Source organism: Streptomyces sp. NPDC102406, assembly GCF_044765725.1.
Lineage (GTDB): Bacteria > Actinomycetota > Actinomycetes > Streptomycetales > Streptomycetaceae > Streptomyces.
The window spans coordinates 36707-59434 of record NZ_JBIWKP010000001.1 but is presented as its reverse complement, the minus strand read 5'-3'; the positions used below and the strand labels follow the sequence as shown (position 1 = coordinate 59434).

At 70.7% G+C, this 22728-nt stretch carries 28 protein-coding genes; 6 read left to right on the top strand and 22 right to left on the bottom strand.

The window, feature by feature from the left end:
• Positions 1-40: 40 nt before the first annotated feature.
• Positions 41-766 carry an HAD family hydrolase gene (locus tag ACIRF8_RS00315; protein WP_404209332.1) on the bottom strand — a complete coding sequence of 242 codons (726 nt, stop codon included), beginning with the start codon at positions 764-766 and terminating at the stop codon, positions 41-43.
• A complete protein-coding gene (locus tag ACIRF8_RS00310; RefSeq protein ID WP_404209330.1) occupies positions 766-1662 on the bottom strand; it encodes a winged helix-turn-helix domain-containing protein in 897 nt (298 codons plus the stop codon). The genes ACIRF8_RS00315 and ACIRF8_RS00310 overlap by 1 nt, the downstream gene beginning before the upstream one ends.
• A 174-nt stretch (positions 1663-1836) precedes the next feature.
• On the opposite strand from ACIRF8_RS00310, the gene ACIRF8_RS00305 reads away from it, so the two are divergent.
• Positions 1837-2028 (top strand): hypothetical protein, encoded by a 192-nt coding sequence (locus ACIRF8_RS00305; protein WP_404209328.1) that lies wholly within the window; start codon positions 1837-1839, stop codon positions 2026-2028.
• Positions 2029-2046: 18 nt separating this feature from the next.
• Here the strand turns inward: ACIRF8_RS00305 and ACIRF8_RS00300 are convergent, their stop codons facing one another.
• Positions 2047-2967, bottom strand: coding sequence for a GntR family transcriptional regulator (locus tag ACIRF8_RS00300; RefSeq protein WP_404209326.1), 921 nt, complete (start codon positions 2965-2967; stop codon positions 2047-2049).
• A 213-nt stretch (positions 2968-3180) separates the two neighbouring features.
• Between ACIRF8_RS00300 and ACIRF8_RS00295 the strand changes: the two genes are divergently transcribed.
• Complete coding sequence (locus ACIRF8_RS00295) at positions 3181-3366, top strand: hypothetical protein (protein ID WP_404209324.1); 186 nt, start codon at positions 3181-3183, stop codon at positions 3364-3366.
• Positions 3367-3436: 70 nt separating this feature from the next.
• On the opposite strand, the gene ACIRF8_RS00290 is transcribed toward ACIRF8_RS00295, so the two are convergent.
• The gene (locus ACIRF8_RS00290) at positions 3437-4717 is read right to left on the bottom strand and encodes a GNAT family N-acetyltransferase (protein ID WP_404209322.1); all 1281 of its coding nucleotides are present in this window, start codon (positions 4715-4717) and stop codon (positions 3437-3439) included.
• A gap of 76 nt (positions 4718-4793) precedes the next feature.
• Positions 4794-5405, bottom strand: a complete 612-nt coding sequence (locus tag ACIRF8_RS00285) for an ABC transporter substrate-binding protein (protein WP_404209320.1) — start codon at positions 5403-5405, stop codon at positions 4794-4796.
• A 165-nt stretch (positions 5406-5570) separates the two neighbouring features.
• Between ACIRF8_RS00285 and dtd the strand changes: the two genes are divergently transcribed.
• Positions 5571-6008, top strand: coding sequence for a D-aminoacyl-tRNA deacylase (gene dtd, locus ACIRF8_RS00280; protein ID WP_404209318.1), 438 nt, complete (start codon positions 5571-5573; stop codon positions 6006-6008).
• A 9-nt stretch (positions 6009-6017) separates the two neighbouring features.
• Here the strand turns inward: dtd and ACIRF8_RS00275 are convergent, their stop codons facing one another.
• The 17 genes from ACIRF8_RS00275 to ACIRF8_RS00195 all read right to left on the bottom strand — a co-directional run bounded on the left by ACIRF8_RS00275 (position 6018) and on the right by ACIRF8_RS00195 (position 19443).
• Positions 6018-6998: a YgfZ/GcvT domain-containing protein gene (locus ACIRF8_RS00275; protein ID WP_404209316.1), complete on the bottom strand. Its 981-nt coding sequence runs from the start codon at positions 6996-6998 to the stop codon at positions 6018-6020.
• A 34-nt stretch (positions 6999-7032) separates the two neighbouring features.
• On the bottom strand, positions 7033-7479 hold the full coding sequence (locus ACIRF8_RS00270; RefSeq protein ID WP_404209314.1) for a Fur family transcriptional regulator: 447 nt from the start codon (positions 7477-7479) through the stop codon (positions 7033-7035).
• 30 nt (positions 7480-7509) lie between these two features.
• Positions 7510-8142, bottom strand: coding sequence for a restriction endonuclease subunit S (locus tag ACIRF8_RS00265; RefSeq protein ID WP_404209312.1), 633 nt, complete (start codon positions 8140-8142; stop codon positions 7510-7512).
• Entirely contained in the window at positions 8139-9644 is a 1506-nt protein-coding gene (locus ACIRF8_RS00260; protein WP_404209310.1) for an N-6 DNA methylase, read from the bottom strand. Before ACIRF8_RS00260 ends, ACIRF8_RS00265 begins: the two co-directional genes overlap by 4 nt.
• A gap of 182 nt (positions 9645-9826) precedes the next feature.
• Positions 9827-10495: a hypothetical protein gene (locus ACIRF8_RS00255; protein WP_404209308.1), complete on the bottom strand. Its 669-nt coding sequence runs from the start codon at positions 10493-10495 to the stop codon at positions 9827-9829.
• A 406-nt stretch (positions 10496-10901) separates the two neighbouring features.
• Positions 10902-11474: an FABP family protein gene (locus tag ACIRF8_RS00250; protein ID WP_404209306.1), complete on the bottom strand. Its 573-nt coding sequence runs from the start codon at positions 11472-11474 to the stop codon at positions 10902-10904.
• 264 nt (positions 11475-11738) lie between these two features.
• On the bottom strand, positions 11739-12572 hold the full coding sequence (locus ACIRF8_RS00245; protein WP_404209304.1) for a hypothetical protein: 834 nt from the start codon (positions 12570-12572) through the stop codon (positions 11739-11741).
• The gene (locus ACIRF8_RS00240) at positions 12569-13297 is read right to left on the bottom strand and encodes a hypothetical protein (RefSeq protein ID WP_404209302.1); all 729 of its coding nucleotides are present in this window, start codon (positions 13295-13297) and stop codon (positions 12569-12571) included. The genes ACIRF8_RS00245 and ACIRF8_RS00240 overlap by 4 nt, the downstream gene beginning before the upstream one ends.
• Positions 13298-13368: 71 nt before the next feature.
• The gene (locus tag ACIRF8_RS00235; protein ID WP_404209300.1) at positions 13369-14103 is read right to left on the bottom strand and encodes a hypothetical protein; all 735 of its coding nucleotides are present in this window, start codon (positions 14101-14103) and stop codon (positions 13369-13371) included.
• 114 nt (positions 14104-14217) lie between these two features.
• Positions 14218-14484 carry a DUF3099 domain-containing protein gene (locus ACIRF8_RS00230; RefSeq protein ID WP_404209298.1) on the bottom strand — a complete coding sequence of 89 codons (267 nt, stop codon included), beginning with the start codon at positions 14482-14484 and terminating at the stop codon, positions 14218-14220.
• Between the two features lie 123 nt (positions 14485-14607).
• On the bottom strand, positions 14608-14895 hold the full coding sequence (locus ACIRF8_RS00225) for a DUF1416 domain-containing protein (protein ID WP_127832476.1): 288 nt from the start codon (positions 14893-14895) through the stop codon (positions 14608-14610).
• 31 nt (positions 14896-14926) lie between these two features.
• Positions 14927-15772 carry a sulfurtransferase gene (locus ACIRF8_RS00220; RefSeq protein WP_404209295.1) on the bottom strand — a complete coding sequence of 282 codons (846 nt, stop codon included), beginning with the start codon at positions 15770-15772 and terminating at the stop codon, positions 14927-14929.
• Positions 15773-15901: 129 nt separating this feature from the next.
• On the bottom strand, positions 15902-15982 hold the full coding sequence (locus ACIRF8_RS00215) for a putative leader peptide (RefSeq protein ID WP_350203226.1): 81 nt from the start codon (positions 15980-15982) through the stop codon (positions 15902-15904).
• A gap of 214 nt (positions 15983-16196) precedes the next feature.
• Complete coding sequence (locus ACIRF8_RS00210) at positions 16197-16925, bottom strand: DUF2993 domain-containing protein (protein ID WP_404209293.1); 729 nt, start codon at positions 16923-16925, stop codon at positions 16197-16199.
• Positions 16926-17093: 168 nt separating this feature from the next.
• Positions 17094-18314, bottom strand: a complete 1221-nt coding sequence (locus ACIRF8_RS00205) for a hypothetical protein (RefSeq protein WP_404209291.1) — start codon at positions 18312-18314, stop codon at positions 17094-17096.
• Between the two features lie 5 nt (positions 18315-18319).
• Positions 18320-18574 carry a MoaD/ThiS family protein gene (locus ACIRF8_RS00200; RefSeq protein WP_404209289.1) on the bottom strand — a complete coding sequence of 85 codons (255 nt, stop codon included), beginning with the start codon at positions 18572-18574 and terminating at the stop codon, positions 18320-18322.
• 35 nt (positions 18575-18609) lie between these two features.
• Positions 18610-19443 carry an alpha/beta hydrolase gene (locus ACIRF8_RS00195; RefSeq protein WP_404209287.1) on the bottom strand — a complete coding sequence of 278 codons (834 nt, stop codon included), beginning with the start codon at positions 19441-19443 and terminating at the stop codon, positions 18610-18612.
• Positions 19444-19695: 252 nt separating this feature from the next.
• On the opposite strand from ACIRF8_RS00195, the gene ACIRF8_RS00190 reads away from it, so the two are divergent.
• From ACIRF8_RS00190 to ACIRF8_RS00180, 3 genes are all read left to right on the top strand, one after another.
• On the top strand, positions 19696-20508 hold the full coding sequence (locus ACIRF8_RS00190) for a winged-helix domain-containing protein (RefSeq protein WP_404209285.1): 813 nt from the start codon (positions 19696-19698) through the stop codon (positions 20506-20508).
• Between the two features lie 53 nt (positions 20509-20561).
• The gene (locus ACIRF8_RS00185) at positions 20562-21584 is read left to right on the top strand and encodes a LacI family DNA-binding transcriptional regulator (RefSeq protein ID WP_404209283.1); all 1023 of its coding nucleotides are present in this window, start codon (positions 20562-20564) and stop codon (positions 21582-21584) included.
• Positions 21585-21678: 94 nt separating this feature from the next.
• Entirely contained in the window at positions 21679-22719 is a 1041-nt protein-coding gene (locus tag ACIRF8_RS00180) for a S1C family serine protease (protein ID WP_404209281.1), read from the top strand.
• The last annotated feature ends 9 nt before the right edge of the window (positions 22720-22728 follow it).

Genomic DNA, 22728 nt, shown 5'->3' with positions numbered 1-22728 from the left:
GCCTCGACCTTACGTCAGTTGGCAGCCAACTCGCCCGGCCTTACCGGCCCGGTCCGGAACTGTCCCGTCCGGGCAAGGAGCGCACGATCTCCAGGACCGGCGCCAGGGTCCTCACCACATGAGCCGCCCCCACCGCTCGCAACCGCGCTTCCTTCTCGTCATTGCGCGCGTAGCCCAGGAAGGGGACGCCGGCCGCGTGCGCCGCCGCGTGGTCCGAGGGTGCGTCGCCGATCATCAGGGCGTCGCCGGGCGCGGCACCCATGGCGGCCAGCGCCTGGCGGAGGCGGTGCGGATGGGGCTTGAGCAGGCTCAGGTCCTGCGTACGGCCGTAGATGTGCTGCTCGAAGCAGCCGGACAGGCCGCGGCTGTCGATGTACTGCCGCGCCGCCTCGGGCGAGTTGTTGGTCGTGACGGCGAGCCTGGCACCGACGGCGTGCCAGGTCAGGATGAGCGGGTCGGCCCAGGGCGTCGGCCAGGCCGTGGGGACGGCTTGCAGCTCCTTCTCGGTGAGACGTTTCTCCAGGTCCCGTACGAGAGCGCGGTCCGGCTGCGGGCCCTGCCCCTCGCGCTCGTCCGCACAGAGCGCGCCGCCCAGCCTCCGCGCCTCCAGCCATTCCTCCTCCCACTGCGCCTTCACCGGCTCGTCCAGTCCCGCGAACAGGCGACAGATCGGGCCGTCGAAGTCGAGGAGCACATGGTGTGCGCCCCTGACCAGCTTCGCCGTAGCCGGGGTCACCGCGTCTGAAGTCGTCGCATCTGAGGTCACTAGGAGAGTGTCAGGTCGGACGTGATGGTTTCCCAGAGGGCGGTGAACCACTTCTGCGACTCCTCCACGAACGCCCGGTCCCGGTGGCCCGCGCGCTTCTCGAAGGAGAACAGCAGGGCCTGGGAGCCGGTGGCCGCGTACATCTCCAGCTTGGTGCCGCTGTCGATCTCCTCCTCGCGGCGCGTGACCATGTAGTAGGAGAGGAGCGCCTCCGCGTCGTTGAGCAGGTAGAGCTTGACGGGGGGCGTGAACGGCAGCGCGCGGAAGGTGACCTGGACGTCGATGCCGTGGGAGGAGCGCAGGGAGCGCAGGTTGTGGCGCAGGACCTGGCCCTGGGCGTTGCGGGTGGCGAGCCAGCGCTGGTGGACCGCGGCGTCGTCGGCCCGGTCGGTGCCGTCGGTGCTGTCGGGGACCGGGACCGGGAAGGCGAGGTCGATGTCGCGGCTGGGCAGGAGGATACGTACGTCGATGGACTCGGGACGCATGCGGCCCTCGTGGATGAGGCGCAGCGGTTCACCCAGTGCCAGCATCAGCGTCTCGGAGGTCATGCAGACGGCGTCGATGCGCACCTTGGGCGAGGCGAACGCCTCCACCAGGCGGGGGGCGAGCGCGACCATGGTGGGCTGTGGTTCGTCGCGGCTGGGGGCGGCGGTGGCGACGCGTGGCGGGCTGCCCTTGCTGACGTTGCTCAACAGGCCGTCGGTCTGGAGGAGTTGGAGAGCCTGGCGGACCGTGCCGCGCTCCACGCCGAACTCGTCGGCGAGGGTGGCCTGGGTGGGCAGCCGGTCCCCGGCCTTGAGCTGGCCGGCCCTGATCCGCTCCCGCAGGTCGTCGGCGATCTCCCGAGGCGAGAGCCTTCTGCTTCCGTTCAGCGTCGCATCCACCATGTCAGCCATGTCTCCCACGCTCCGGGGTCACGACCAAATGGTACAACTGCCTGCCACTTGGCGGGAGTTGTTGGTGACTTGTTTATTTCTCTCGACCAAGTGGGGACAACAGTAGTGTAGTTGGTTGCCAACTTCGACCAACCAGCACCAGGCGATGCCGTCGTCGAAGAAGGAGGAAACGTCATGGCCTTCCTGAGCCTCCTCTCCGCGGTGTTCGTGATCACCTTCGAGCAGCTCGTCCAGTGGCACTACGGTCCGGCCGGCATCGCCGGTCTGCTCCTGCTGGCCATCGGCGCCAAAGCCAGGAACGCCACGTGCGGTTCCATCGGCGGTGTGCTGCTCGCGATCATGGTGGCCGGCCCCGCGCTTCAGTGAGGACCCGAGAAGCGTTGTCTAGGAACCGAGCGTCAACTCCGAACTGATGGTGTTCCAGAGGCTGTTGAACCACAGGTGGGACTGCTCCGTGAACGTCGTGTCCCGCAGTCCCGCCCCCTGGTCGAAGACGAACAGCTTCTGCCGGACCCCCTGCGCGTCGTAGACGTCCACCCGCTCGTGGTCGATCTGCTCCCCGTGCCGCGCCAGCGTGTAGTACGCGAACAGCGCCTCCACGTTGTTGAGCAGGTAGAGCTGGACCGGCGGCGTGAACGGCAGCGCGCGGAACGCCACCTCGACGTCGATGCCGTGGGTGGAGCGCAGCGCCAGCAGGCCGTGCCGCAGCACCTGCCCCTGCGCGTTGCGCTGCGCGAGCCAGTCGCGCTGGATCCTGGTGCCCGTCACCCCGTCCGCCTCCACCGCCGCGTCGGCGGGCGCCGGGAAGGCGAGGTCGATGTCCCGGCTCGGCAGCAGCACCCGCACCCGCACCTTGGCCGGTTTTATGCGCCCCGCGTGGATGTGGCGCAACGGTTCGCCCACCGCGAGGGTCAGCGAGACCGACGTCAGGCACACGGCGTCTATCTCCACGTCCGGCTGCCGGAAGGCGGCCGCGACCTTCTGGGACAGCGCCACCATCGTCGACTGCGGAAGCGCGCCGGGGCCGCCGGACGCGAGCTGGGGCGCCTCCGCGACGGTGGCCGGGCTGCCCTTCGAGACGTTGGCCAGCAGATGCTCGGACTGGAGGATGCGCAGCGCCTGCCGCACGGCGGACCGCTCCACCCCGAAGTCGTCCGCCAACTGCGCCTGTGTGGGCATGCGTTGGCCAGGACGGAGATGCCCGGAACGGATCCGGGCGCGCAGCTCGTCGGCCACTTCACGGTATGTCCACCGCGTCGGCCGCGGCTCGGGCCGTCCATTGACGGCGGCATGTTCCGCGCTCACAGCACAACGCTACAACTTCCCGCCATCTTTGGGGAGTTGAGGAGAAGGTGGTTATGAGTCGTGTCAGCGGAGATAAGTAACAGTGAGTTGGTGACCAACTTGAGCGACATGGTCGGACAACCTCGGGGGTTGGCGTCGGCCACACAGGTTGGTCTACGTCACCACCATGGCGTAGGAGTTGGTCACCACTCGGACCCGAAGGAGGTAAGTCCCATGCCGGTCTTCGCCATCCTCATCGCCGCTCTTGCCATCGGATTCGAGCAGCTCATCCAATGGAAGTACGGTCCGATGGGCATCATCGCCTTCGTCGTGCTCTCCGTCGGACTCAAAGCCAAGAACACCATGATCAGTGGCATCGGGGCCGCCATCCTCGTCATGCTGCTGGCCCAGAGCGGCTGACCGGGCTCCCTTCCGGAGGGGAGCCGGGAGCCCGGTCGGTCTTCCGAGGAGAGGTCTCTCGGAGAAGCTCTCAGAACACGTCGGGGCACCACGGTCGCCGCGGCGTGCGCAACAGGGCGTCGGCCGTCGCGGCGGCGCCCGCCTCCTCCTCCACCACGCGTCCCAGGGCGGCGAGCCGCACCGCGGACGCGTCACCCAGCCACAGCGCCCCCAGTTCACCCACGTCCAGGGTGAGATGGGGGCTCCTGTCGCTCGGCTCGCACACCGCCCCCTCGGGCGTGGCCGCAAGGCGGAACCGGCCCTGCGTGAACCCGGCCGGGTCCCGCACGTCCAGGACCAGTTCCCCGCTCGCCCCGTAGGACCGCGCCTCCAAAGCCCGTACGACGTCCAGGATCCGCACCCACAGGAGGTCGGCCTGCGTCACGATGCGGGCGGCGCGCGGGTCCGGCAGCAGATGCGGCAGCAGGTCGTCGGGGGCGCGGTCGTCGGACCTGACCGCGGTGACCCAGTCGACCGAGCAGAGGTAGTGCCACAGCGCCCGCTCGGCGGCCGGGGTCACCCCGGTCAGCTTCAGCACGGTCGCCGTGTTCCCCGGCATCTTGGCGTCGCCCCAGTGGCCGTCGGACCGGTAGGCGACCAGCCCCTCGACCTCGCCGCGCGCGTTGCGGTACACCGCGTAGAAGGGCTCGGTCCAGGGGTCCTCGGGCGTCGGCCACAGGCCCGTCTCGTACTCCCACCAGAAGTCGTCCCGGGAGACGACACCGGCGACGCGGGCGCGCAGCCGCTCGTGCAGCGCGGGCCCGATCGCGCGCACCTCGGCGGCGTCGGCGGGGTCGATCCGCCCGCCGTCCCCGGGGCCGGACCAGCGCGGGTCGAGGCCGGCCCGCGCCACGTCGATCTCCCACCGCGTGGTGGTGGCCGCGGGCCCGAACCCGTAGCGCCCGTAGATCCGGTACTCGGCGGCGATCAGCGTCGCCGCGACGTCCCCGCGCTCCTTCGCCTCGGCGAGGTCGGCGGCCATCATGCGGCTGAGCAGGCCGCGGCGGCGGTGGGTGGGCGTGACGGTGACGTTGGTGATGGCGTCGGTGGGGACGGTGGCGCCACCGGGGACACTGAGGTCCTGCGCGAACGAGCGGAAGGTGGCGACCTGCCGTGTGCCGTCCCCACCGCCCGCCGGGGCGAAGGCGGCGCGGGTGCGGGCGAGGTCGAAGAACGCGAGCCGCTTGGCGACCGTCTCCGGCGACGCGATGGGAGGCCGCAGGAAACCGGTGTTGAGGGCACGGCACCACGCGGGCAGCTCGTCCTTGGTGATGGGCCGTACGTCGATGTCTTCGGTGGCACGGGAGATCATGCCGCCACGCTAAGCCGGGCCAGGCCGCGATGTCGCCCGGTTTGTCACCGCGGCCCGCGGCCCACGGCCCAGGCGCTCAGCCTCGGCCCACCAACAGGTCCTCGATCTGTGCCTCGCCCTCCCGGTACCGGCGCGCGATCTCCGCGCTGCAGTCGTCCGCCGTGCGCTGGAGGAGCTGGCGGCGCCGCGAGACCTGCTGCTCGTAGCGGACCAGGCGGCCCATCGCCGCGCGCAGTTCGTCGTCGGTGCGGGCCGCGAGGTCGGAGAGCTCGACCTCGGCCAGCATCTCGGCGGCCAGGCGCCGGAACTCCTCGCTGTGCGGGGTGCCGAGCGTGACGTGCCGGGCCGAGGAGCGCTGCTGTGTCGGCTGGTCGCGCAGGATCTCCGAGAGCCGGTCCACGACGGGCGACTCGGGATCGCGGCGCCGGCCCAGCTCGGCCCGCAGGATGTCGATACGCCCCTGGAGCAGCCGCCGTACGTAACTCAGGTCCGCCTCGTCCTGCTGCGACTCGCGGCGCACCCGGCGCAGCTCGGGCAGGCGCAGGCCCGACAGGTCGTGCTCGGGGACGGCCGGCAGTGCGGGGCTGTCGACGCGCTGCACGGGCGGCCGGGCCGGCGGGGCGACCCTGCCGGTGTGCGTCAGGGAGACAGGGCCCCCGGGCGGGCTCGTACTCGACGCGTGGCTCATGGCATGAGCATCCATGGTGTGCTTACCGTCCCCTCGACCGGACCGACGCCGCGCGCCACCGGCGCACCACGTGTGAGCATGGTGCCACTCCTGATGCCCGCTCTGTGCGCGAGTACCCCATATCGGCCCCGGATGGGGGGTTCGGGAGCACGGCATGATGGCCGTATGCGAGCAGTGGTACAGCGAGTGGACGGCGCGAGCGTCGTCGTGGACGAGGACGGCGAGCAGCGGACCGTCGGCGAGATCAAGGGCGAGGGCCTGTGCGTCCTCGTCGGCGTCACGCACGAGGACACCAAGGAGAAGGCGGCCCGACTGGCTCGCAAACTCTGGACGGTCCGGATGCTCACCGACGAGAGGTCGTGCAGCGACATCGACGCGCCGCTGCTCGTCGTCAGCCAGTTCACCCTCTACGGCGACGCCCGCAAGGGACGGCGCCCCACCTGGAACGCGGCGGCGCCCGGTGAGGTCGCCGAACCGCTGGTCGACGAGGTCGTGGCGCAGCTCCGCGCGCTCGGGGCGACCGTGGCGACGGGCCGGTTCGGGGCGCGGATGCGGGTGTCCCTGACGAACGACGGCCCGTTCACGGTGCTGCTGGAGATGTAGCCGCGAGGGCTACGGCTCGACGACGACCTCCTGCGCCGCCGCCGTGGACTCCGCCATCAGCTCGGCGTCGAGGGGCACGTTCCGCTTCACCAGGGCGAGGGCGATCGGCCCGAGCTCGTGGTGGCGTACGGAGGTCGTCACGAACCCGATCTTGCGGCCCTCGGGGCCGTCCGCCGCGAGCCGCACATCGGCGCCGTGCGGCGGCAGATGGACCTCGCTGCCGTCCAGGTGCAGGAAGACCAGGCGGCGCGGCGGCTTGCCCAGGTTCTGCACGCGGGCGACGGTCTCCTGCCCCCGGTAGCAGCCCTTCTGGAGGTGGACGGCCGTGTCGAGCCAGCCCAGCTCGTGCGGGATGGTGCGGTGGTCGGTCTCGAAGCCGAGGCGTGGCCGGTGCTGCTCCACCCGCAGGGCCTCCAGGGCGAGGAGCCCGATCGCCGGCCCGTTCTCCTTCGCGTACGCCTCCAGGTCGGCGCGCGGCAGGAACAGGTCGCGGCCGTACGCCGTCTCGCGCACGGCCACCCCGTCGGGCACCGGCGCGATCGACCCGGCCGGCAGGTGCACGACGGCGAACTCGCCCGTGCTGTCGGCCACTTCGACCCGGTAGAAGAACTTCATCGACTCCAGGTACGCGAGGAGGGCGCCCTGCGTGCCGGGCTCCACGTGCGCCCACGTCGTCGTGCCGTCGTCGACGAGGTACAGGGCGTGCTCGATGTGGCCGTTGGCGGAGAGGATCAGCGCCTCGGTCGCCTGCCCCGGGGGCAGCTCGGAGACGTGCTGGGTCAGCAGCAGGTGCAGCCAGCTCAGCCGGTCGTCGCCGGTGACCGTGATCACGCCGCGGTGCGACAGGTCCACGATGCCCGTCCCGTCGGCGAGGGAGCGCTGTTCTCGGAACAGGTCGCCGTAGTGCGCGGCGACGCCTTCGTCCACGCCTTCGCCGGGGACGGCACCGGGCAGGGTCAGCAGAGGGCTGCTCGTTGAATGTCGCTGCATGTTCACCAAGGTTACGACGAGCGGCCGGACCCGCTTATTCCTGCTGCTCGCGGGCGGCTTCGCGATCCTTGGTGCAGTTCTCGCAGCGGCCGAAGATCGCGAAGTGCTTCAGGTCGGTGTCGAAGCCGAAGCGCTCGCGCAGCTTGGCGGTGAACTCGGCGGCCACGTCGACATCGGCCTCGATCACGTTCGTGCAGTCCCTGCACACCATGTGGATGTGGTGGTGCCGGTCGGCGAGGTGGTACGTGGGCGCCCCGTGGCCGAGATGCGCGTGGCTGACGAGCCCGAGCTCCTCCAGGAGTTCGAGCGTGCGGTACACCGTGGAGATGTTGATCCCCGACGCCGTCCTGCGCACTTCGCTCAGGATGTCGTCGGGGGTCGCGTGCTCCAGGGTGTCCACGGCTTCGAGAACAAGCTGGCGCTGCGGCGTCAGCCGGTAGCCGCGCTGCCGCAGGTCGCTCTTCCAGTCGGTGTTCACCACACCGGCCAGTGTAGAAGCCATACCGCTCTCTCAAGGGCTCATGGGTAGACGCCCGGTCATCAAAAGGTCCGAGAGGGTCTCCCGCAGCTCGGCGGTCGCCCGCACGATCTCCGCGTGTGCCCTGATCTTCTCGTCGACCGCCTTGAGCGCGGCTCCGATCTCCCGTTGCCGGTCGAGCGGCGGCAGCGCCACAGGAAGCTCCAGCAGGGTACGCAGGGTGATCGACCGCATGCCGGTGGTCCCGGCCGCACGACGCACCAGCCATTCGGCGACCCGGCGGCTGGAAAGGAAGGCGCACAGATAGGGGGCGTCCGCCGGATCATGGGCCCGCACGCGCAGGAGATGGGTGTTGTACAACCAACCGCTCTCGTCGGCGGTGACAAGCGCCACCCGCCCCACCGTTCCCGTGCGGGACACCAGGATGTCGTGCGTGGCGATCCGGTATTTGCGCATGTCCCGCGCTTGGTCCGGACCGATGTGCACCATCGCGGACCCGGCCGAGATCCTCTGGTGACGCAGGTCAGCGGGGCGCACCAGCGGAACGCCCCTTTCCACGTGATCATTCCTGCGCACGGAAGGGCCGCCCGCCTGGACTTCACAGAGGTCACCGAGCGGGGCACGCCGCCAGTCCCTCGGCTGTCCGTCGATCTCCTCGTCGCTCACAGTCCGTACCTCCCCAGCAGCTCCGCCACCGCGGCATCCGCCTCCCGGGCCCGCTCGTCCAGCTCGGTGAGCTGTCCGGCCAGGGCCATCAGGTCAGCGGGGTCCGCGGCCCGGTTCTCGGACGGTTCTCCGCTCGGCACATAGAAGGCCGGGCTGAGGACGTAGTCCTTCTCCCTGATGGCCTCGACAGGAACCGCCCTGCTCAGACCCTCGGCCCCGGCGAACACACGGCCGGCCGCACGGGCAGCGGTCCAGGCGCGGTATGCGTCGAGGACACGCCGGGTCTCGTCCGGAGTCAGTTCCCGGCGAGTACGGGAGACGAGCGAGCCGAGACGACTGGCGTCGACGAAGAGGATGTCGTCGCACGCCCCTGTCGGATGCCGTAGCAGCCAGACCGACACACGGATGCCCGTCGTCGTGAACAACTGGGCGGGCAGCGCGATCACCGCTTCCACGGCGCCGTCCTCCACCATGGCCGCTCTGATCCTCCGCTCCGAGGGGTTCGCGGAGAACGCTGCGATGTCGGGCATGAGGACGGCCGCACGGCCGCCCTCCCGCAGCCGGGTCACCGCGTACTGGAGCCAGTCGAAATTCGCGTTGTGCAGCGGGGGTGAGCCGTATCGCCAGTGTCCTTCTTCGACGGGACGTTCGAGCCTCACGTTGAACGGGGGGTTCGTCACGATGCGGTCGAAGCTCTGCCGCTCCTGGTCGGTCCCGGCCGAGGGCGTCGTGCCTCCCGGCACGAGGTGGGCCGCGGACACACCGTGCAGGGCGAGGTTCATGGCGGCCAGCGCCAGCGGATGCTCGCCCACCCCCGCGCCACTCGCTCGCGGGGCAGTCCCTTGCGCCTGGGCCACGGCACCCCACGCGGCCGACAACAACTCACCTGCCCGGACGAAGGGGTCGTGCACGCTTGCGACGTCGTCACTGCCGTCGGCGACAAGCGTGGCGAGCACGTCGACGGCGGCCCGAGGCGTGAAGAAGTCACCCGCTCTTCTGCCCACGAGATCGCTGTACCGGCTCAGCAGTCTCTCGCCGGCCTGAGCGTGTTCCGCCCGGTCCACCGGTCCTGTGTCGTCCAGCAGTCGGACGATGTCACACACACGGGAGTCACCGAGGTTCTGGGAGAGAGCGAGAAGCAGGCGCTCGTGCGCGTCCCCCAGCTCTCGACCGACCGACCGCGCCAGTATCCGCACCAGCAGTTGGCCGGAGTGGGGAAACTGCGGCCGACGGGACTCGCTCAGGATCCTCTTCCACTCCTCGGGCAGGCAGGCGCGGACGTAGACGAGCGTGAGCAGCACGGTGAGGTAGTCGGCGTGGGACAGTCCTCCACGCCATCGCTCCGTCTGCGCGTCGCTCAGCCGGTCCACGGCCTTGAGCAGGGCACCGGTACTTGTTCCCCCGAGGGAGATCCGAAGCCGGTCACCGTAGGTGGTTCCCGCGGGCTCCTCGGCCCGTCTGGCGTTCGCCGGGACGACGCGCCGGTCGAGCCAGGCCAGCACCTCAGCCGCTGAGAAGACCTCCGGGTCCGCGGATCCTCCGGAGCGCGTACCGACAGGCCGGGGGAAGTCCGCGTGCCGACGCTCCCAGTTCGTCACCGCGGGCCGTTTCACTCCGGCCCCCCGGGCGATGTCCGCCCTTGCGACGAAGACTCCCTCGAATTCCCGCATCGTTCGCCCGCCCATCAGAATCGCGCGGGACGGGAACCACGCAGGGCTTCCCGCCTGCCGTCGAGAACGGCCGGGAATCGGTCCATGGCCTGGGCCTCCTTGGCCAGTTCGGCATTGACGTACCCGAGCACGCGGTAGACCTTGGCATGGTCCGCGGCGAGGTCACGGTGGTGGATCGGCTCGTGATGCATGATCCGGTTGCGCAGCAGCACCAGCGACCACAACTGGTCGTACAGCACGTCGCGACGGCCTGAGTAGTGCGGAAACGCCTTGTGCACGGCCGGCACCCAGAACAGGCGGTCGTAACCCGATCCCCCACTGACCAACGATGCCCAGAAACCGAAGGACAGCTCGGCCACCATGCTGTCGGCCGGCGCCGGCCGAAGGCCACGGCGCTCGCACTTGCCGCGTGCCTTGGCCACGAGCCGCTGCCCGTTCTGGTTGAGAGGGGCCGTTGCCCACCAGTCGTCCCGGCCGCCGTGGAGAGCGAGCTGATCGTGGATCGCGTTGCGCGCCGCGAGTTCCAGGCAGTGCAGAGAGCCGTAGAGCGCAGCCGAGGCCTCGACGTTCCACCAGTACAGTCGCTGCGCCACCGCGGCATCGCCGCGCGCCGCACGGACGTAGGGCGCCAGGCGCAGCGTCGAGAACGCTCGCCGCGCCCATTCCGGCACCATGTCGTTCATCAGGATCCCCCCCTCGTCCGGGCATGCGAGGGCCCGGCAGCACCTCGGTACAGGAACGAGCACCGGTGATACGGTGAGTAGTGAACGCCTTGGGCTCGCCTCTGCGTAGCACGCCACCCAAGGCACGGATGTACAGGCCCCCGGCGCCCTTCAGGGAATGCCGGGGGTTCCTGTTTTCTCGCGTCTCATTGCCGCACAGTGGCGGCACATCGGCGCCGCACCGTTGCCCCGACCGTAGCGACAGCCACCACCGCGGTGCAAGCGCAGTGCACTGCGCAAGCGATCTGTTAACCCCTACGAGGCTGCCGCTGATACGCGGAGTCGCCCGAAACGGCTGATGGCCCCGGCGCAATGCGCGGGGCCATCGGTGTGCCGTCCGTCCGTCCGTCCGTCCGAACGGTAGGGGCTACTTGAAGAAGGCGATGCCGTCGTCGGGCATGTCCGGGAGGTTGCGTGCCATCTCGGCGACCTCCTCCGGGGTGACGACCTTCTTGAGCTGGGCCGACATGTAGGGGCGCAGCGGGACCTCGGGGGTCTGCTTCTCGCCGACCCACATGAGGTCGCCCTTCACATAGCCGTAGAGACGCTTGCCGCCGCTGTACGGGCCGGAGGCCGCGGTGCGGGCGACCGCGTCGGTGGCCAGGTCGATCTGCGGCTTCTTGTCGGCCAGCTCGCCGTACCAGACCTCGACGACGCCGTCGTCGCGGGCCATGACGATCTCGACCTTGCGGTCCTTGTCGATCCGCCAGTAGCCGGACTCGGACTCCAGCGGCCGGACCTTGTTGCCGTCGCTGTCGAGGATCCAGCTGTGGGAGTGGTACTCCAGGAAGTCCCGCCCGTCATGGGTGAAGGAGATTTCCTGACCGAAGTTGGCCTTCTCGGCGCCCGGGAAGTCGGTGACGCCGGCGCCCGCCCAGTCGCCCAGGAGGAACGCGAGCGGGACGAGATCGGGGTGCAGGTCGGACGGAATCTGGATCATGAGCGGTTCAGACGTCTCTCGGTGGACTGTCGTACGGGGAGTACGGGGGTCAGCGCTGGCCCTGGTACAGCTTCTTCACGGTCAGACCGGCGAAGGCGAGGACGCCGACGCAGACCAGGACAAGGAGAGCGGAGAAGAAGGCCTCAAGCACGGGGTGCTCCTCGGTGCGCGGAAAACGTTTCGGGTTACATACAGAGCCGGACCCCACTCTAGTCGGGTGGGGCCCGGCCCTCTCGGTGAGGTCCGCCGCACGGGCGGCGGGGCTCAGCCGAGGAGCTGGTTCTGGAGGGCGACCGTCTGCCGGAAGGGTGTGCTCGGCGTGGCGCCCTTGCCGGACTGCACGACGAGGGCGACCAGGTCACCGGCCTGGATGTAGGCCTGCCGGACCTGCTCGGCGCCGTAGGGGCGCGTCTCCTCGTAGACGTTCAGCTTCGTGAACTGCACGGGGGTGCCGACCTCTCCGGTCCAGGAGAAGTCCTCCTCGGTGAGGGGGGCGCCGGTCAGCGCGGCGGCGTTGCCCGCCACGTGCGCGGCGTACTCGCGCGCGAAGGCTCCCGTCCCGAAACGCAGCACATAAATACGGGTGTGCGTGCCGTCCGGCATGGTCCAGCCGCGGGCCGCCACATGCCGCAGGCCGCCCTCGTCGAGGAACTGCGCGAGGTCGCCCCGCGCGTCCTTCTCGTAGGCCTTCAGGTAGGTCGCGGTGGGCAGCCAGCCGTCCTTGCCCGCGAGCCGCTTGTCCTCGCTCGCGCCCTTCGGCGCGGGCAGGACCAGCTTGCGCAGGTCGGCGAAGTGCTCCTCGCGGGTGTTCCGCTCGGCGAACGCGGCCGGAGCCCCCTTTGGCAGCGGCGGCTTCTCGAGCGCCGGGTACTCCCAGCGGCCGTCGCTCTCGGTGGCGAGACCCGGCAGGTCGCCGCGGGTCTGCTGCGTGACGCCGTACGCCGCCCCGGCGCCGAAGGCCGCGAACACGACGACGGCGGCGGTCCAGCGCAGCGCGGCCCGCAGCACGCGGCGGTCCTTCGATGCCCTGGCGGGCGCGGGCTCGGTCGCGGGCGGCAGCTCGGGCACCGGCCCGGGCTGCTCGGTCAACTGGGTCATACGAGTTCTCCCCGCGACGAGATGTGGTCGAGCTGTTGGCCGAGGAGCGTGGCGACGGCCTTGGCGTCGATCGCCTTGGTGCCGTACGCGGTCACGGTGACCAGGACGTCGTCCTCGTACGCGCTGCACAGCAGCAGGTCGAGCTTCGTCTCCTTGCCACGGGGCGCCAGGAAGCAGTCCGCGTTCTTGTGGCCCTTGATCTTCGGGCCCTTGGTGAAGCCGCCGAACGAGTGCAGGAACTCCGAGCGGAACGACTTGAGCTCGCGGCCCACCCGCCGGTTCTGCAACTCGGCGAGCTGGATCTCGACGACGGCGTAACCGGCGTCGTCATCGGCCCAGGAGTGGGAGAAGTCGCCTGCGGCGTAGCTGCGCACCGCCAGGCCCTTGAGCTTCAGCTTGTCGATGGCCTTGCGCTGGGCGTCGCGCTGGCGGGCGGGCAGATCGTCGGCGCCCCGCTTGAGACGGGCCACGGCCTCCGGACCGGTGATCGCCTTGTCGTTGCCGTATTCGTCGATGTCGGGCCCGGGGATGTATCCCTCGGGCATCGGCAGCAGGCGTCCCATGAGGTCGCCCTTCGCACCGGTCTCCCCGCCGGCCCGCTGCTCCTGCTGTTTCGGCGTGCCCCACACCGCGGTGGGTACGGTGCGGTCGGCGTCGTCGACCTTCGTCGCGGTGTAGCCGGTGCCGCCCGCGACGGCGAGCAGGACGGCGCAGGTGACCGCCACGGCGGGCCACCGTCTCCTCTTCGGCGCCGGGGGTGCCTCCGGGGCGTCCTCCGGAGCCGGGAACTGGTCGCTCACAGACGCTCCAACTGCTGTTCGGCGAGGTCCATCGCGGACTTCCTCGGGATGGGCTTGGTGTCGTAGAGCCAGATGTCCATGACGATGTCGCCGCGCGCGGCGAGCGCCCTCGCCTCGTACAGCGGCAGGTAGCCGGGTTCGGTGCGGGGGTGGTCGAAGACGTAGACGCGGCCCTCGGAGCTGCCGGGGAGCGGCTCGCCGTCGTTACCCGCCCACTTCGCCTCGCTCATGTAGTCCTGCTGGCCGGAGAGGAAGGTCCGGGAGCCGAGCTGTTCGGCGTCGCGGAACTGGATGAGGTGCACCTCGGTGGAGGCCTGGCCCTTCTTCCACGCGGTCACCGCGGCCCGGCGGAAGGAGCCGATGGACAGCTCGCGGAACATGTAGTCCGGCGACTTGTAGTCGTTCGCGTAGCCGTACAGGTTGCGCCAGCCCTGCGTGGAGTCCGCCTTCTGGGTGCCCGCGGGGCGCCGGACGAGGAGCTTGCGCAGATCCCCGTCGGTGCGGACCCGGGGGTCCCCGGTGGTGGCGAACGCCTGCGCCGCCGAGCCCTTGGCCTGCGCCACGGTCTGCGCGGCGAGCGGCGGCAGCGAGTCGGGGTCGCGTCCGGCCTGGACGACGTAGCCGGTGCAGACGCCCGCGACGACGCCGAGGGCCGCGGCGCAGGCGATCAGCAGGGTGGTGCGGCCACGTCCGCGGCGCTCGGGCCGGGACGGAGTTCGTGCGTGATCCAACAGGTCCCCCCACGGAACGAGAGGCGCGGATTCCGTATCCGCGCGCACAGGAGACCCACAGCGGCCGGTGCAGGTTGCACGGAGATCGATAACGAAAGGGCGACGCCGGTGCGGCTACGGCTCGCGGCGTCGTTTCTTGCCGTCCAGTTCGTCCCACCACTCGTCGGACCGGGCGTCACCGGAGGGGTCGTCCCACCAGCGGTCGTCGGGGCCGCGGCGGTTGGCGACGATGGCGGCGACCGGCGGGATCACCATGGCGACGACGCACATGGCGACGGCGGCGGGCACGGACCAGAGGCGCACCACGGCCCAGGCGAGGACGAAGAGCCCGACGCACAGGCCCATCATGGCGAAGTACAGATGCTTCCGCCGTGCGTACATGCCTCCAGCGTAGGCCCGCCCGAACGGCTCCGCGCAGACCGAAGGGCCGCACCCCGTACCAGTGGCGTCCAACCCCCGGGGGTGCGGCCCTTCAGCCGTTCGAAGCGCGTCGCGGCGCCGCCGTCACACGGCGATCGCGACCTCCGCGAGTCCGCCGGTCTGCGCGACGACCGTACGGTCCGCCGTGCCGCCCGGGACGAGCGCGCGCAGCGTCCACGTGCCCTCGGCCGCGTAGAAGCGGAACTGGCCCGTGGCCGAGGTGGGGACCTCGGCGGTGAACTCGCCGGTCGAGTCCAGGAGGCGGACGTAGCCCGTCACCGGCTCGCCGTCGCGGGTCACCTGGCCCTGGATCGTGGTCTCACCGGGCTTGATCGTCGAGGCGTCCGGACCGCCGGCCTTCGCTCCACACATACGTCACTCCTAGGCAGGAAAGGTCAGTTGGTTACTTGTTGGCGCCGAGCTCGATCGGCACGCCGACGAGGGAGCCGTACTCGGTCCACGAGCCGTCGTAGTTCTTGACGTTCTCGACACCGAGCAGCTCGTGGAGCACGAACCAGGTCAGCGCGGAACGCTCACCGATGCGGCAGTACGCGATGGAGTCCTTGGCGAGGTCGACCTGCTCGTCGGCGTACAGCTTCTTCAGCTCGTCGTCCGACTTGAAGGTGCCGTCGTCGTTGGCGTTCTTCGACCACGGGATGTTGCGCGCGGACGGGACGTGGCCCGGGCGCTGCGACTGCTCCTGCGGCAGGTGGGCCGGGGCGAGCAGCTTGCCGGAGAACTCGTCGGGCGAGCGCACGTCGACGAGGTTCTGGCTGCCGATCGCGTTCACGACGTCGTCGCGGAAGGCGCGGATCGAGGTGTCCTGCGGCTTGGCCTTGTACTGCGTGGCCGGGCGGCTGGGGACCTGGGAGCCGTCGACCAGGTCGCGGGAGTCCAGCTCCCACTTCTTGCGGCCACCGTCGAGGAGCTTCACGTCCTGGTGGCCGTAGAGCTTGAAGTACCAGTAGGCGTAGGAGGCGAACCAGTTGTTGTTGCCGCCGTAGAGGACGACGGTCGTGTCGTTGGCGATGCCCTTCTTCGACAGCAGCTCCTCGAAGCCGGCCTGGTCGATGAAGTCACGGCGGACCGGGTCCTGGAGGTCCTTGGTCCAGTCGATGCGGATCGCGTTCTTGATGTGGTTCTTGTCGTACGCCGACGTGTCCTCGTCGACCTCGACGATCGCCACGTTCTCGTTGTCGAGGTTGGCCTCGACCCAGTCGGCATCGACCAGGACGTCGCTGCGGCTCATGCTGTCTTCCTCCGGGGCAGTTGCGGCGGGGCATGCGGAAATCGGGTGCGCACGAAGAGCGCGGGGTGACCCCGAGTCGAGCTCAAGGGGTCCGGGGAAGGCGGGCGGTGGCCCGGTGGCCGGCTCCCGCTAGACCGTGCGACAGAGCATGGCGGCGACGCGGCACAGGTCTACTGCCCGCCGCTTCGTGAGGTCCGCCTGTCGCTTCATGCCCCCGATCGTAAGGACGCATCGGCGGCCGTGTCACCGCCATGTCGAATACTGAGACGTATTCATCCATATGCTGAGAACGATCGACGTTTCGAGTCGCGTCCGCCGGGCTCCCGGGCCGCGTACGGCCCGCCTGCCTCTGCTCTACGGACAACGCCGTCTCGCAGTGCGGACACTCGGGCGCGGGCCGGGCGTCCGGTCCGCCGCTGCGTCCCTACCCGACGAGGTCGAGCTTCGAACCCTTCACCGTGATCTCGACGCCGTCCCGCACGGCCTGGACCTTGTCCAGCTCGATGCCCGCGGGCAGGTCGTCGATCGCCTGCTGGAAGTCGGTGACGGCACGGATCCGGCCCTCGGCCAGGTCGAGCGCGCCGGTCTTCGGCAGATTGTCGGCGCGGGCCGAGACCTTGCCGTCGGTGACCTCGACCGAGCTGAGCACGGTCGGATGCAGGGTGACCACCGGCGTCTTCACGGTGACCGCCACCTTGACCTTGTCGCCACCGCCGTACGAGAGTCCGACGATCTCGGCGGTCACCCCCGGGGCAACCTGGGCGACATCCTGCTTCTTGACGGCCTTGAGCAGCTCGTCGTAGGAGATCCGGGCGGTGCCGGTGGCCGTGTCGGCGGTGGCGGAGCTGAAGCTGCTGTCGAACTTCACGCTGTGCATCTCGGCGTCCAGGTCGGCGATGCGGACGCTGTCGCCGCCGCTCTTGGCCTCGTAGTCCTTGATGCCGATCTCGACGTCGTCCAGGCTGCCGCCCGCGACCTGGGTCAGGAACGGGAAGCCCTTGATGTTCACGTCGGGCGTGGCGGAAAGGCCCTCGCTGGTGCGCAGCTTGTCGGCGGCCTTGTCCTCGGCGAAGTTGACCGCGACCCGGTCGGCGATCACGAAGAGGCCGCCCACGATGACGACGAAGATCAGCAGTATTCGCAGTGCGCGCATGGCCTTGAGGCTCCCCCACGTCCGACGTCCCCGGCGCCTCGTGTCCCCCGGCCGGGAATGATTTCTGCGGCCGAGCGTACGTGGCCGCGCCCGGGGGAGGCGGCGGAGGGCCGAGTTGTTCCCAAGTTGTCGATCAACGCGGGGAACCGGCGCGTCCGGCCCCCGCGGTCAGATCAGCGCGCGGCCCAGCAGGTAGACGGCCGGGGCAGCCGCGGCGAGCGGGAGCGCGACGCCCGCCGTCATGTGGACGAAGCGGGACGGGTAGTCGTACGAGGCGACGCGGTGGCCGATCAGCGCGCAGACACCCGCGCCGAGACCGAGCAGCGCACCGTCCGTCCCCAGGTCGGTCACGCCACCGGCCGCGATCCCCGCGCCGGCGGCCGCGACCAGCGCGACCACCACGGAGACGGGCGTCGGCAGCGGCAGGGCGCGGGCGACGACCGTGACGGCCACGGCGACCGCGCCGACGGTGACCGCGTCCGGCTCGGCCGCCAGGTGACCGGTGGCCACGATGGCGAGCGCCGCCGAGGTGACGGTCGCCATGAGGCCGTACATCCGCTCGTCCGGCGAGGCGTGCGAGCGGAGCTGGAGGACGAGCGTGAGCAGGACCCAGACGCCGAGTGTGCCGAGGATCGCGGCGGGCCCGTGCTCGCGCCCGGCCGTGAGCAGCGCGATGTCGGCGACGACGCCGCCGAGGAAGGCCAGCGCGATGCCCTGCCGGGCGGGCCACATGCCGTTGAGCCGGAACCAGCCCGCGGCCGTGACCGCCTGGAGGAGCAGCAGCGGCACGAGCAGCGCGTACGGGCCGAGGGCGGCGCCGCCCGCGAGCAGCAGGCCGAGGACCGCGGTGAGCGCGGCGGGCTGGATGCCGGGCTCGATGACCGGCGAGCGGCCTTCGGCGCGGGCGCGCTGGGCGTCGGTGACGCGGGGGTTGCCGGTGGTGGTGGCGGGGCCGTACGACGGACCTGCCGACCCGGCGGCGGGGGCCGGGGCGGGGGCCGGCTCGGGCCGGGGCGCGGGCTCGGGCGTCGGCGTCGCGTCGCGGGCCGCCCACTCCTGTTGCTGGGGTGGCAGGTACGGCTGCTGGGCGGGTTGCACCTGGGTGTCCCAGGTCTGGCCCTGCCACTGCTGCGTCTGCGGACCGTCGTCGTACGGCTGCTGCCCGAACTGCGGTTGCCCGTACTGCGGTTGCTGTCCGTACGACTGTTGCTGTCCGTACGACTGCTGCTGGCCGTACGACTGTTGCTGGCCGTACGACTGCGGGGAGTAGTACTGCTGGGACTGCTGCTGTTGCCCGTACTGGTCGTACTGCCCGGACGGGTCCTGCCGGCCGTACGGGTCGTACGTGTCGTGGCGGGGCTGCTGCGGATACTGCGGGTCGTTGGTCATCGGGGTCACCCTCCTGCGAACGGCGGGAGCACCTCGACCGTGCCGCCCTCGGCAAGCCGTACCGTCTCATGGCCGCGGGTCCCCACGGGGTCCCCGTCGATCAGGAACGAGGAACGCTCCAGCACCCGCACCAGCTCACCGGGGTGCCGCGAGCGGACCGCTGTCAGGGCCGCGGCCAGGGTCTCCGCGTCGTACGGTTCCTCCGCGACGCCGGCGGCCGCTTTGGCCGCCGCCCAGTAGCGGATCGTGCCCTGAGCCATGGCAGCGGCTCCTCTCCTCGTGTGCGGTCGGCGTCCTATTGTGCGGCACCCGCGGTGGCGACCCACGCCCCGATCCGGTCGAGCAGGGCGTCGCTCGCCGCGTTCTCCGCGTGCCCCATGCCCGGCTCAAGCCACAACTCGGCGCCGCCGTCCGCCGCCTCGGCCAGCATCCGGGGATGGTCGAGCGGAAAGTACGGGTCGCGGTCGCCGTGCACCACGAGCAGCGGTGTCGGCGCGATCAGCGGCACCGACTCGACGGGCGACAGCGGCACGGGGTCCCAGACGCCCGCCGACCACGGCTGGATGCGTGTCCGCAGCCCGAGCCGGCCGACCATCCTGCCCGTCGGCCGGCTCACCACCCAGTGCAGCCGCCGCATCGGGGCCGTACCCCGGTAGAACCACCGCGCCGGGGCGCTGACGGAGACGACCGCGTCCGTCCGCGCTTCCGTGCGCCCCCTGTGCGACGCCGCGTGCCGCAGCACCACGGAGCCGCCCATCGAGAACCCGACCGTCGCCACGCGCGCGTGGCCGAGCGAACGCGCCCACTCGACGGCCGCCGCGAGATCCAGCACCTCCCGGTCGCCGACCGTCGAACGCCCGCCGGAGCGCCCGTGGCCCCTGAACGAGAACGTCACCACCGCCGCACGCTGCGCGAACACGCCCGCGGCGCGGCGGACGTGCGGTCGCTCCAGATCACCGGTGAAGCCGTGCGCGAGCACGATCACGAGGCCGTCACCGGGCGCGGGACCGGGGTCGTACGACGCGTCGATGGCGATGCCGTCCTGTGCACGAAGCATCACGCGCAGTCGTCGTTCAGTGATCGGCCGCACAGAAGATCCGCTCTCTTCATCTGCCGGACCCCAAGTCATGTGGGCTATTGTGCTGGGCAGAGGACTCGGGCAAAGCAGCCCCCGGGTCCTTTTGTGCTTTCAAGAGCGTTGTATACGAAGGCGCGGGGTCCGGGGCGCGGACCCACGCAAAGCACAACAGAGCACCACCGAGCAACACCAAGCACCACGAAGCAGTGCCGCAAACGTCCTCGCAGGGACCGAGGAGGAACCAGACGTTATGGGCGAGCGAACCGTGCACGAACGTATGACGACCCGGGCAGGTGGGGCGCGATGAGCTCTCTGCTGCTCCTCACCAACGCCCTCCAGCCGTCGACGGAGGTGCTCCCCGCCCTCGGTCTGCTCCTGCACACCGTGCGGGTGGCTCCCGCCGAGGGCCCCGCTCTCGTCGACACCCCCGGTGCCGACGTCATCCTCATCGACGGGCGCCGCGACCTCCCGCAGGTCCGCAGTCTCTGTCAGCTTCTCCGCTCCACCGGACCCGGCTGTCCGCTGGTCCTCGTCGTCACGGAGGGCGGCCTCGCCGCCGTCACCGCCGACTGGGGCATCGACGACGTACTCCTCGACACGGCGGGGCCGGCCGAGGTCGAGGCGCGCCTGCGCCTCGCGATGGGCCGTCAGCAGATCGTCGCCGACGACTCCCCCATGGAGATCCGCAACGGTGACCTCTCCGTGGACGAGGCGACGTACAGCGCGAAGCTCAAGGGCCGGGTCCTCGACCTGACCTTCAAGGAGTTCGAGCTCCTGAAGTACCTGGCACAGCACCCCGGCCGCGTCTTCACGCGCGCGCAGCTCCTCCAGGAGGTCTGGGGCTACGACTACTTCGGCGGCACCCGGACCGTGGACGTCCACGTGCGACGGCTGCGCGCCAAGCTCGGCCCCGAGCACGAGTCGCTCATCGGCACCGTGCGCAACGTGGGCTACCGCTTCGTGACGCCGGAGAAGCCGGAGAAGAGCGCGGAGAAGGCGGAGAAGGACGACAAGGGTGCCGGTGAGGGCGAGAAGACGGCGCACTCCGCCGCCAAGGCGGACGAAGCGGACAGCCCCGCCGCGGTGAGCGCCCGGGCGGTCACGGCGGAGCCTTAGGAAGGGTCCTCACGCCCTGCCCAGGAGCAGGTCCATCCGCGTAGACTCCGCGCGTGGCCAAGGTGACTCGGGACGACGTTGCGCGACTGGCGGGTACTTCGACCGCCGTCGTGTCCTACGTGATCAACAACGGACCCCGGCCGGTCGCCCCGGCCACGCGTGAGCGCGTGCTCGCCGCGATCAAGGAGCTGGGGTACCGGCCCGACCGGGTCGCCCAGGCGATGGCGTCGCGCCGTACCGACCTCATAGGCATGATCGTGCCGGACGCGCGCCAGCCGTTCTTCGCGGAGATGGCGCACGCGGTGGAACAGGCGGCGTCCGAGCGCGGGAAGATGGTCCTCGTCGGCAACTCCGACTACGTCGGCGACCGCGAGGTCCACTATCTGCGCGCCTTCCTCGGCATGCGGGTCTCCGGGCTGATCCTCGTCTCCCACGGCTTCAACGACCTGGCCGCCGCCGAGATCGAGGCGTGGGACGCCCGCGTCGTCCTCCTGCACGAGCGGCCCGAGTCGATCGACGACGTCGCCGTCGTCACCGACGACGTGGGCGGCGCCCAGCTCGCCACCCGCCACCTCCTGGAACACGGCAACGCGTACGTGGCCTGCCTCGGCGGCACCGCCGAGACCCCGTCCGTCGGCGACCCGGTCTCCGACCACGTCGAGGGCTGGCGGCGCGCGATGCAGGAGGCGGGCATCCCCACCGAGGGCCGGCTGTTCGAGGCGCCGTACAACCGCTACGACGCGTACCAGGTGGCGCTCGGGCTGCTGGCCGGGCCCGACCGGCCGCCCGCGATCTTCTGCTCCACCGACGACCAGGCCATCGGCGTGCTGCGGGCCGCGCGCGAGCTGCGCATCGACGTGCCGGGCGAGCTGGCCGTGGCCGGGTTCGACGACGTGAAGGAGGCGGGTCTGACGGATCCGCCGATGACCACCGTCGCCTCGGACCGCTCGGCGATGGCGCGGGCCGCGGTGGACCTCGTCCTCGACGACTCCCTGCGCGTCGCGGGCTCCCGGCGCGAGCGCCTGAAACTGTTCCCGTCGCGGCTCGTCGTCCGTCAGTCCTGCGGCTGCGCGTAGCGCCCGCACTCTTTATTTCGGGCAAACAGGGTTCTGCCGGGACTCTCAGGGCACGCTCAGGCAGCTCTCATGTACGCGCCACACGCTTGGCTCCATGACCGAGAGCTTCCGCCACAGCGGCGAGTCCCCCCAGTACGGCACCGACGGCACGGGCGGCGCCGCCCCGCAGCAGCGCCCGTACGCCGGGGGCGCCTACCCGCCTCCGCCGTCGTACGAGCCCGAGCAGCCCGGCGCGCCGAGGAAGAGGAAGCGGCTGCGCGGCCCGGCCGGACTGCTCGCGGCCGTGGCGGTCGCCGCGGCGGCCGTCGGCGGCGGCACCGCCTACGCCTTCCAGGAGCTGAGCGGCCCGGACACCACGGCCTCCAGTGCCACCAGCACCACCGTCGTGCCCAGCAGCCAGAAGGGCACCGTCTCCGGTGTCGCCACGGCCGTCAGCCCCTCGATCGTCGAGGTCAAGGCGGCCCTGTCCTCTGGCTCCTCGACCGGCTCGGGCGTCATCACCACCAGCGACGGCGAGATCCTCACCAACAACCACGTCATCTCCGGCGCCTCGTCCATCAAGGTGCGGACGAGCGACGGCAAGTCCTACACCGCCGACGTCGTCGGCACCGACGCCAAGAAGGACCTGGCGCTCATCAAGCTCCGCGGCGCCTCAGGGCTGAAGGCCGCGACGCTCGGCGACTCCGACGGCGTCAAGGTCGGCGACCAGGTCGTCGCCATCGGCTCCCCCGAGGGCCTGACCGGCACCGTCACCAGCGGCATCGTCTCCGCGCTCGACCGCGACGTCACCGTCTCCACCGACGAGGGCCAGCAGCAACAGCAGGACGACAGCGGCCAGTGGCCCTTCGAGTTCGGCGGCCGGGAGTTCAACGGCGACACCGGCTCGTCCACGACCACGTACAAGGCGCTCCAGACCGACGCCTCCCTCAACCCCGGCAACTCCGGCGGCGCCCTCATCGACATGAACGGCAACATCATCGGCATCAACTCCGCGATGTACTCCGCCGGTTCCGGCTCCTCGGGTTCGTCGGGGGACTCGTCGAGCGCGGGCAGCGTCGGCCTCGGCTTCGCCATCCCCATCAACACCGTCAAGGCCGACCTCGACACGCTGCGCGCCGGAGGCGCCGACAACTGACGCCTGCCG

Excerpts from the sequence above, each read along its gene's own strand:
- ACIRF8_RS00210 (WP_404209293.1), bottom strand. The coding sequence starts at position 16,925 with ATGCGCGCACTGCGAATACTGCTGATCTTCGTCGTCATCGTGGGCGGC.
- ACIRF8_RS00215 (WP_350203226.1), bottom strand. The coding sequence starts at position 15,982 with ATGAAGCGACAGGCGGACCTCACGAAGCGGCGGGCAGTAGACCTGTGC.
- ACIRF8_RS00290 (WP_404209322.1), bottom strand. The coding sequence starts at position 4,717 with ATGATCTCCCGTGCCACCGAAGACATCGACGTACGGCCCATCACCAAG.
- ACIRF8_RS00225 (WP_127832476.1), bottom strand. The coding sequence starts at position 14,895 with ATGTGTGGAGCGAAGGCCGGCGGTCCGGACGCCTCGACGATCAAGCCC.
- ACIRF8_RS00230 (WP_404209298.1), bottom strand. The coding sequence starts at position 14,484 with ATGTACGCACGGCGGAAGCATCTGTACTTCGCCATGATGGGCCTGTGC.
- ACIRF8_RS00190 (WP_404209285.1), top strand. The coding sequence starts at position 19,696 with ATGAGCTCTCTGCTGCTCCTCACCAACGCCCTCCAGCCGTCGACGGAG.
- ACIRF8_RS00305 (WP_404209328.1), top strand. The coding sequence starts at position 1,837 with ATGGCCTTCCTGAGCCTCCTCTCCGCGGTGTTCGTGATCACCTTCGAG.
- ACIRF8_RS00180 (WP_404209281.1), top strand. The coding sequence starts at position 21,679 with ATGACCGAGAGCTTCCGCCACAGCGGCGAGTCCCCCCAGTACGGCACC.
- ACIRF8_RS00255 (WP_404209308.1), bottom strand. The coding sequence starts at position 10,495 with ATGAACGACATGGTGCCGGAATGGGCGCGGCGAGCGTTCTCGACGCTG.
- ACIRF8_RS00200 (WP_404209289.1), bottom strand. The coding sequence starts at position 18,574 with ATGGCTCAGGGCACGATCCGCTACTGGGCGGCGGCCAAAGCGGCCGCC.
- ACIRF8_RS00205 (WP_404209291.1), bottom strand. The coding sequence starts at position 18,314 with ATGACCAACGACCCGCAGTATCCGCAGCAGCCCCGCCACGACACGTAC.
- ACIRF8_RS00285 (WP_404209320.1), bottom strand. The coding sequence starts at position 5,405 with ATGAGCCACGCGTCGAGTACGAGCCCGCCCGGGGGCCCTGTCTCCCTG.
- ACIRF8_RS00195 (WP_404209287.1), bottom strand. The coding sequence starts at position 19,443 with ATGACTTGGGGTCCGGCAGATGAAGAGAGCGGATCTTCTGTGCGGCCG.
- ACIRF8_RS00310 (WP_404209330.1), bottom strand. The coding sequence starts at position 1,662 with ATGGCTGACATGGTGGATGCGACGCTGAACGGAAGCAGAAGGCTCTCG.
- ACIRF8_RS00245 (WP_404209304.1), bottom strand. The coding sequence starts at position 12,572 with ATGACCCAGTTGACCGAGCAGCCCGGGCCGGTGCCCGAGCTGCCGCCC.
- ACIRF8_RS00275 (WP_404209316.1), bottom strand. The coding sequence starts at position 6,998 with ATGCAGCGACATTCAACGAGCAGCCCTCTGCTGACCCTGCCCGGTGCC.
- ACIRF8_RS00250 (WP_404209306.1), bottom strand. The coding sequence starts at position 11,474 with ATGATCCAGATTCCGTCCGACCTGCACCCCGATCTCGTCCCGCTCGCG.
- ACIRF8_RS00295 (WP_404209324.1), top strand. The coding sequence starts at position 3,181 with ATGCCGGTCTTCGCCATCCTCATCGCCGCTCTTGCCATCGGATTCGAG.
- dtd (WP_404209318.1), top strand. The coding sequence starts at position 5,571 with ATGCGAGCAGTGGTACAGCGAGTGGACGGCGCGAGCGTCGTCGTGGAC.
- ACIRF8_RS00220 (WP_404209295.1), bottom strand. The coding sequence starts at position 15,772 with ATGAGCCGCAGCGACGTCCTGGTCGATGCCGACTGGGTCGAGGCCAAC.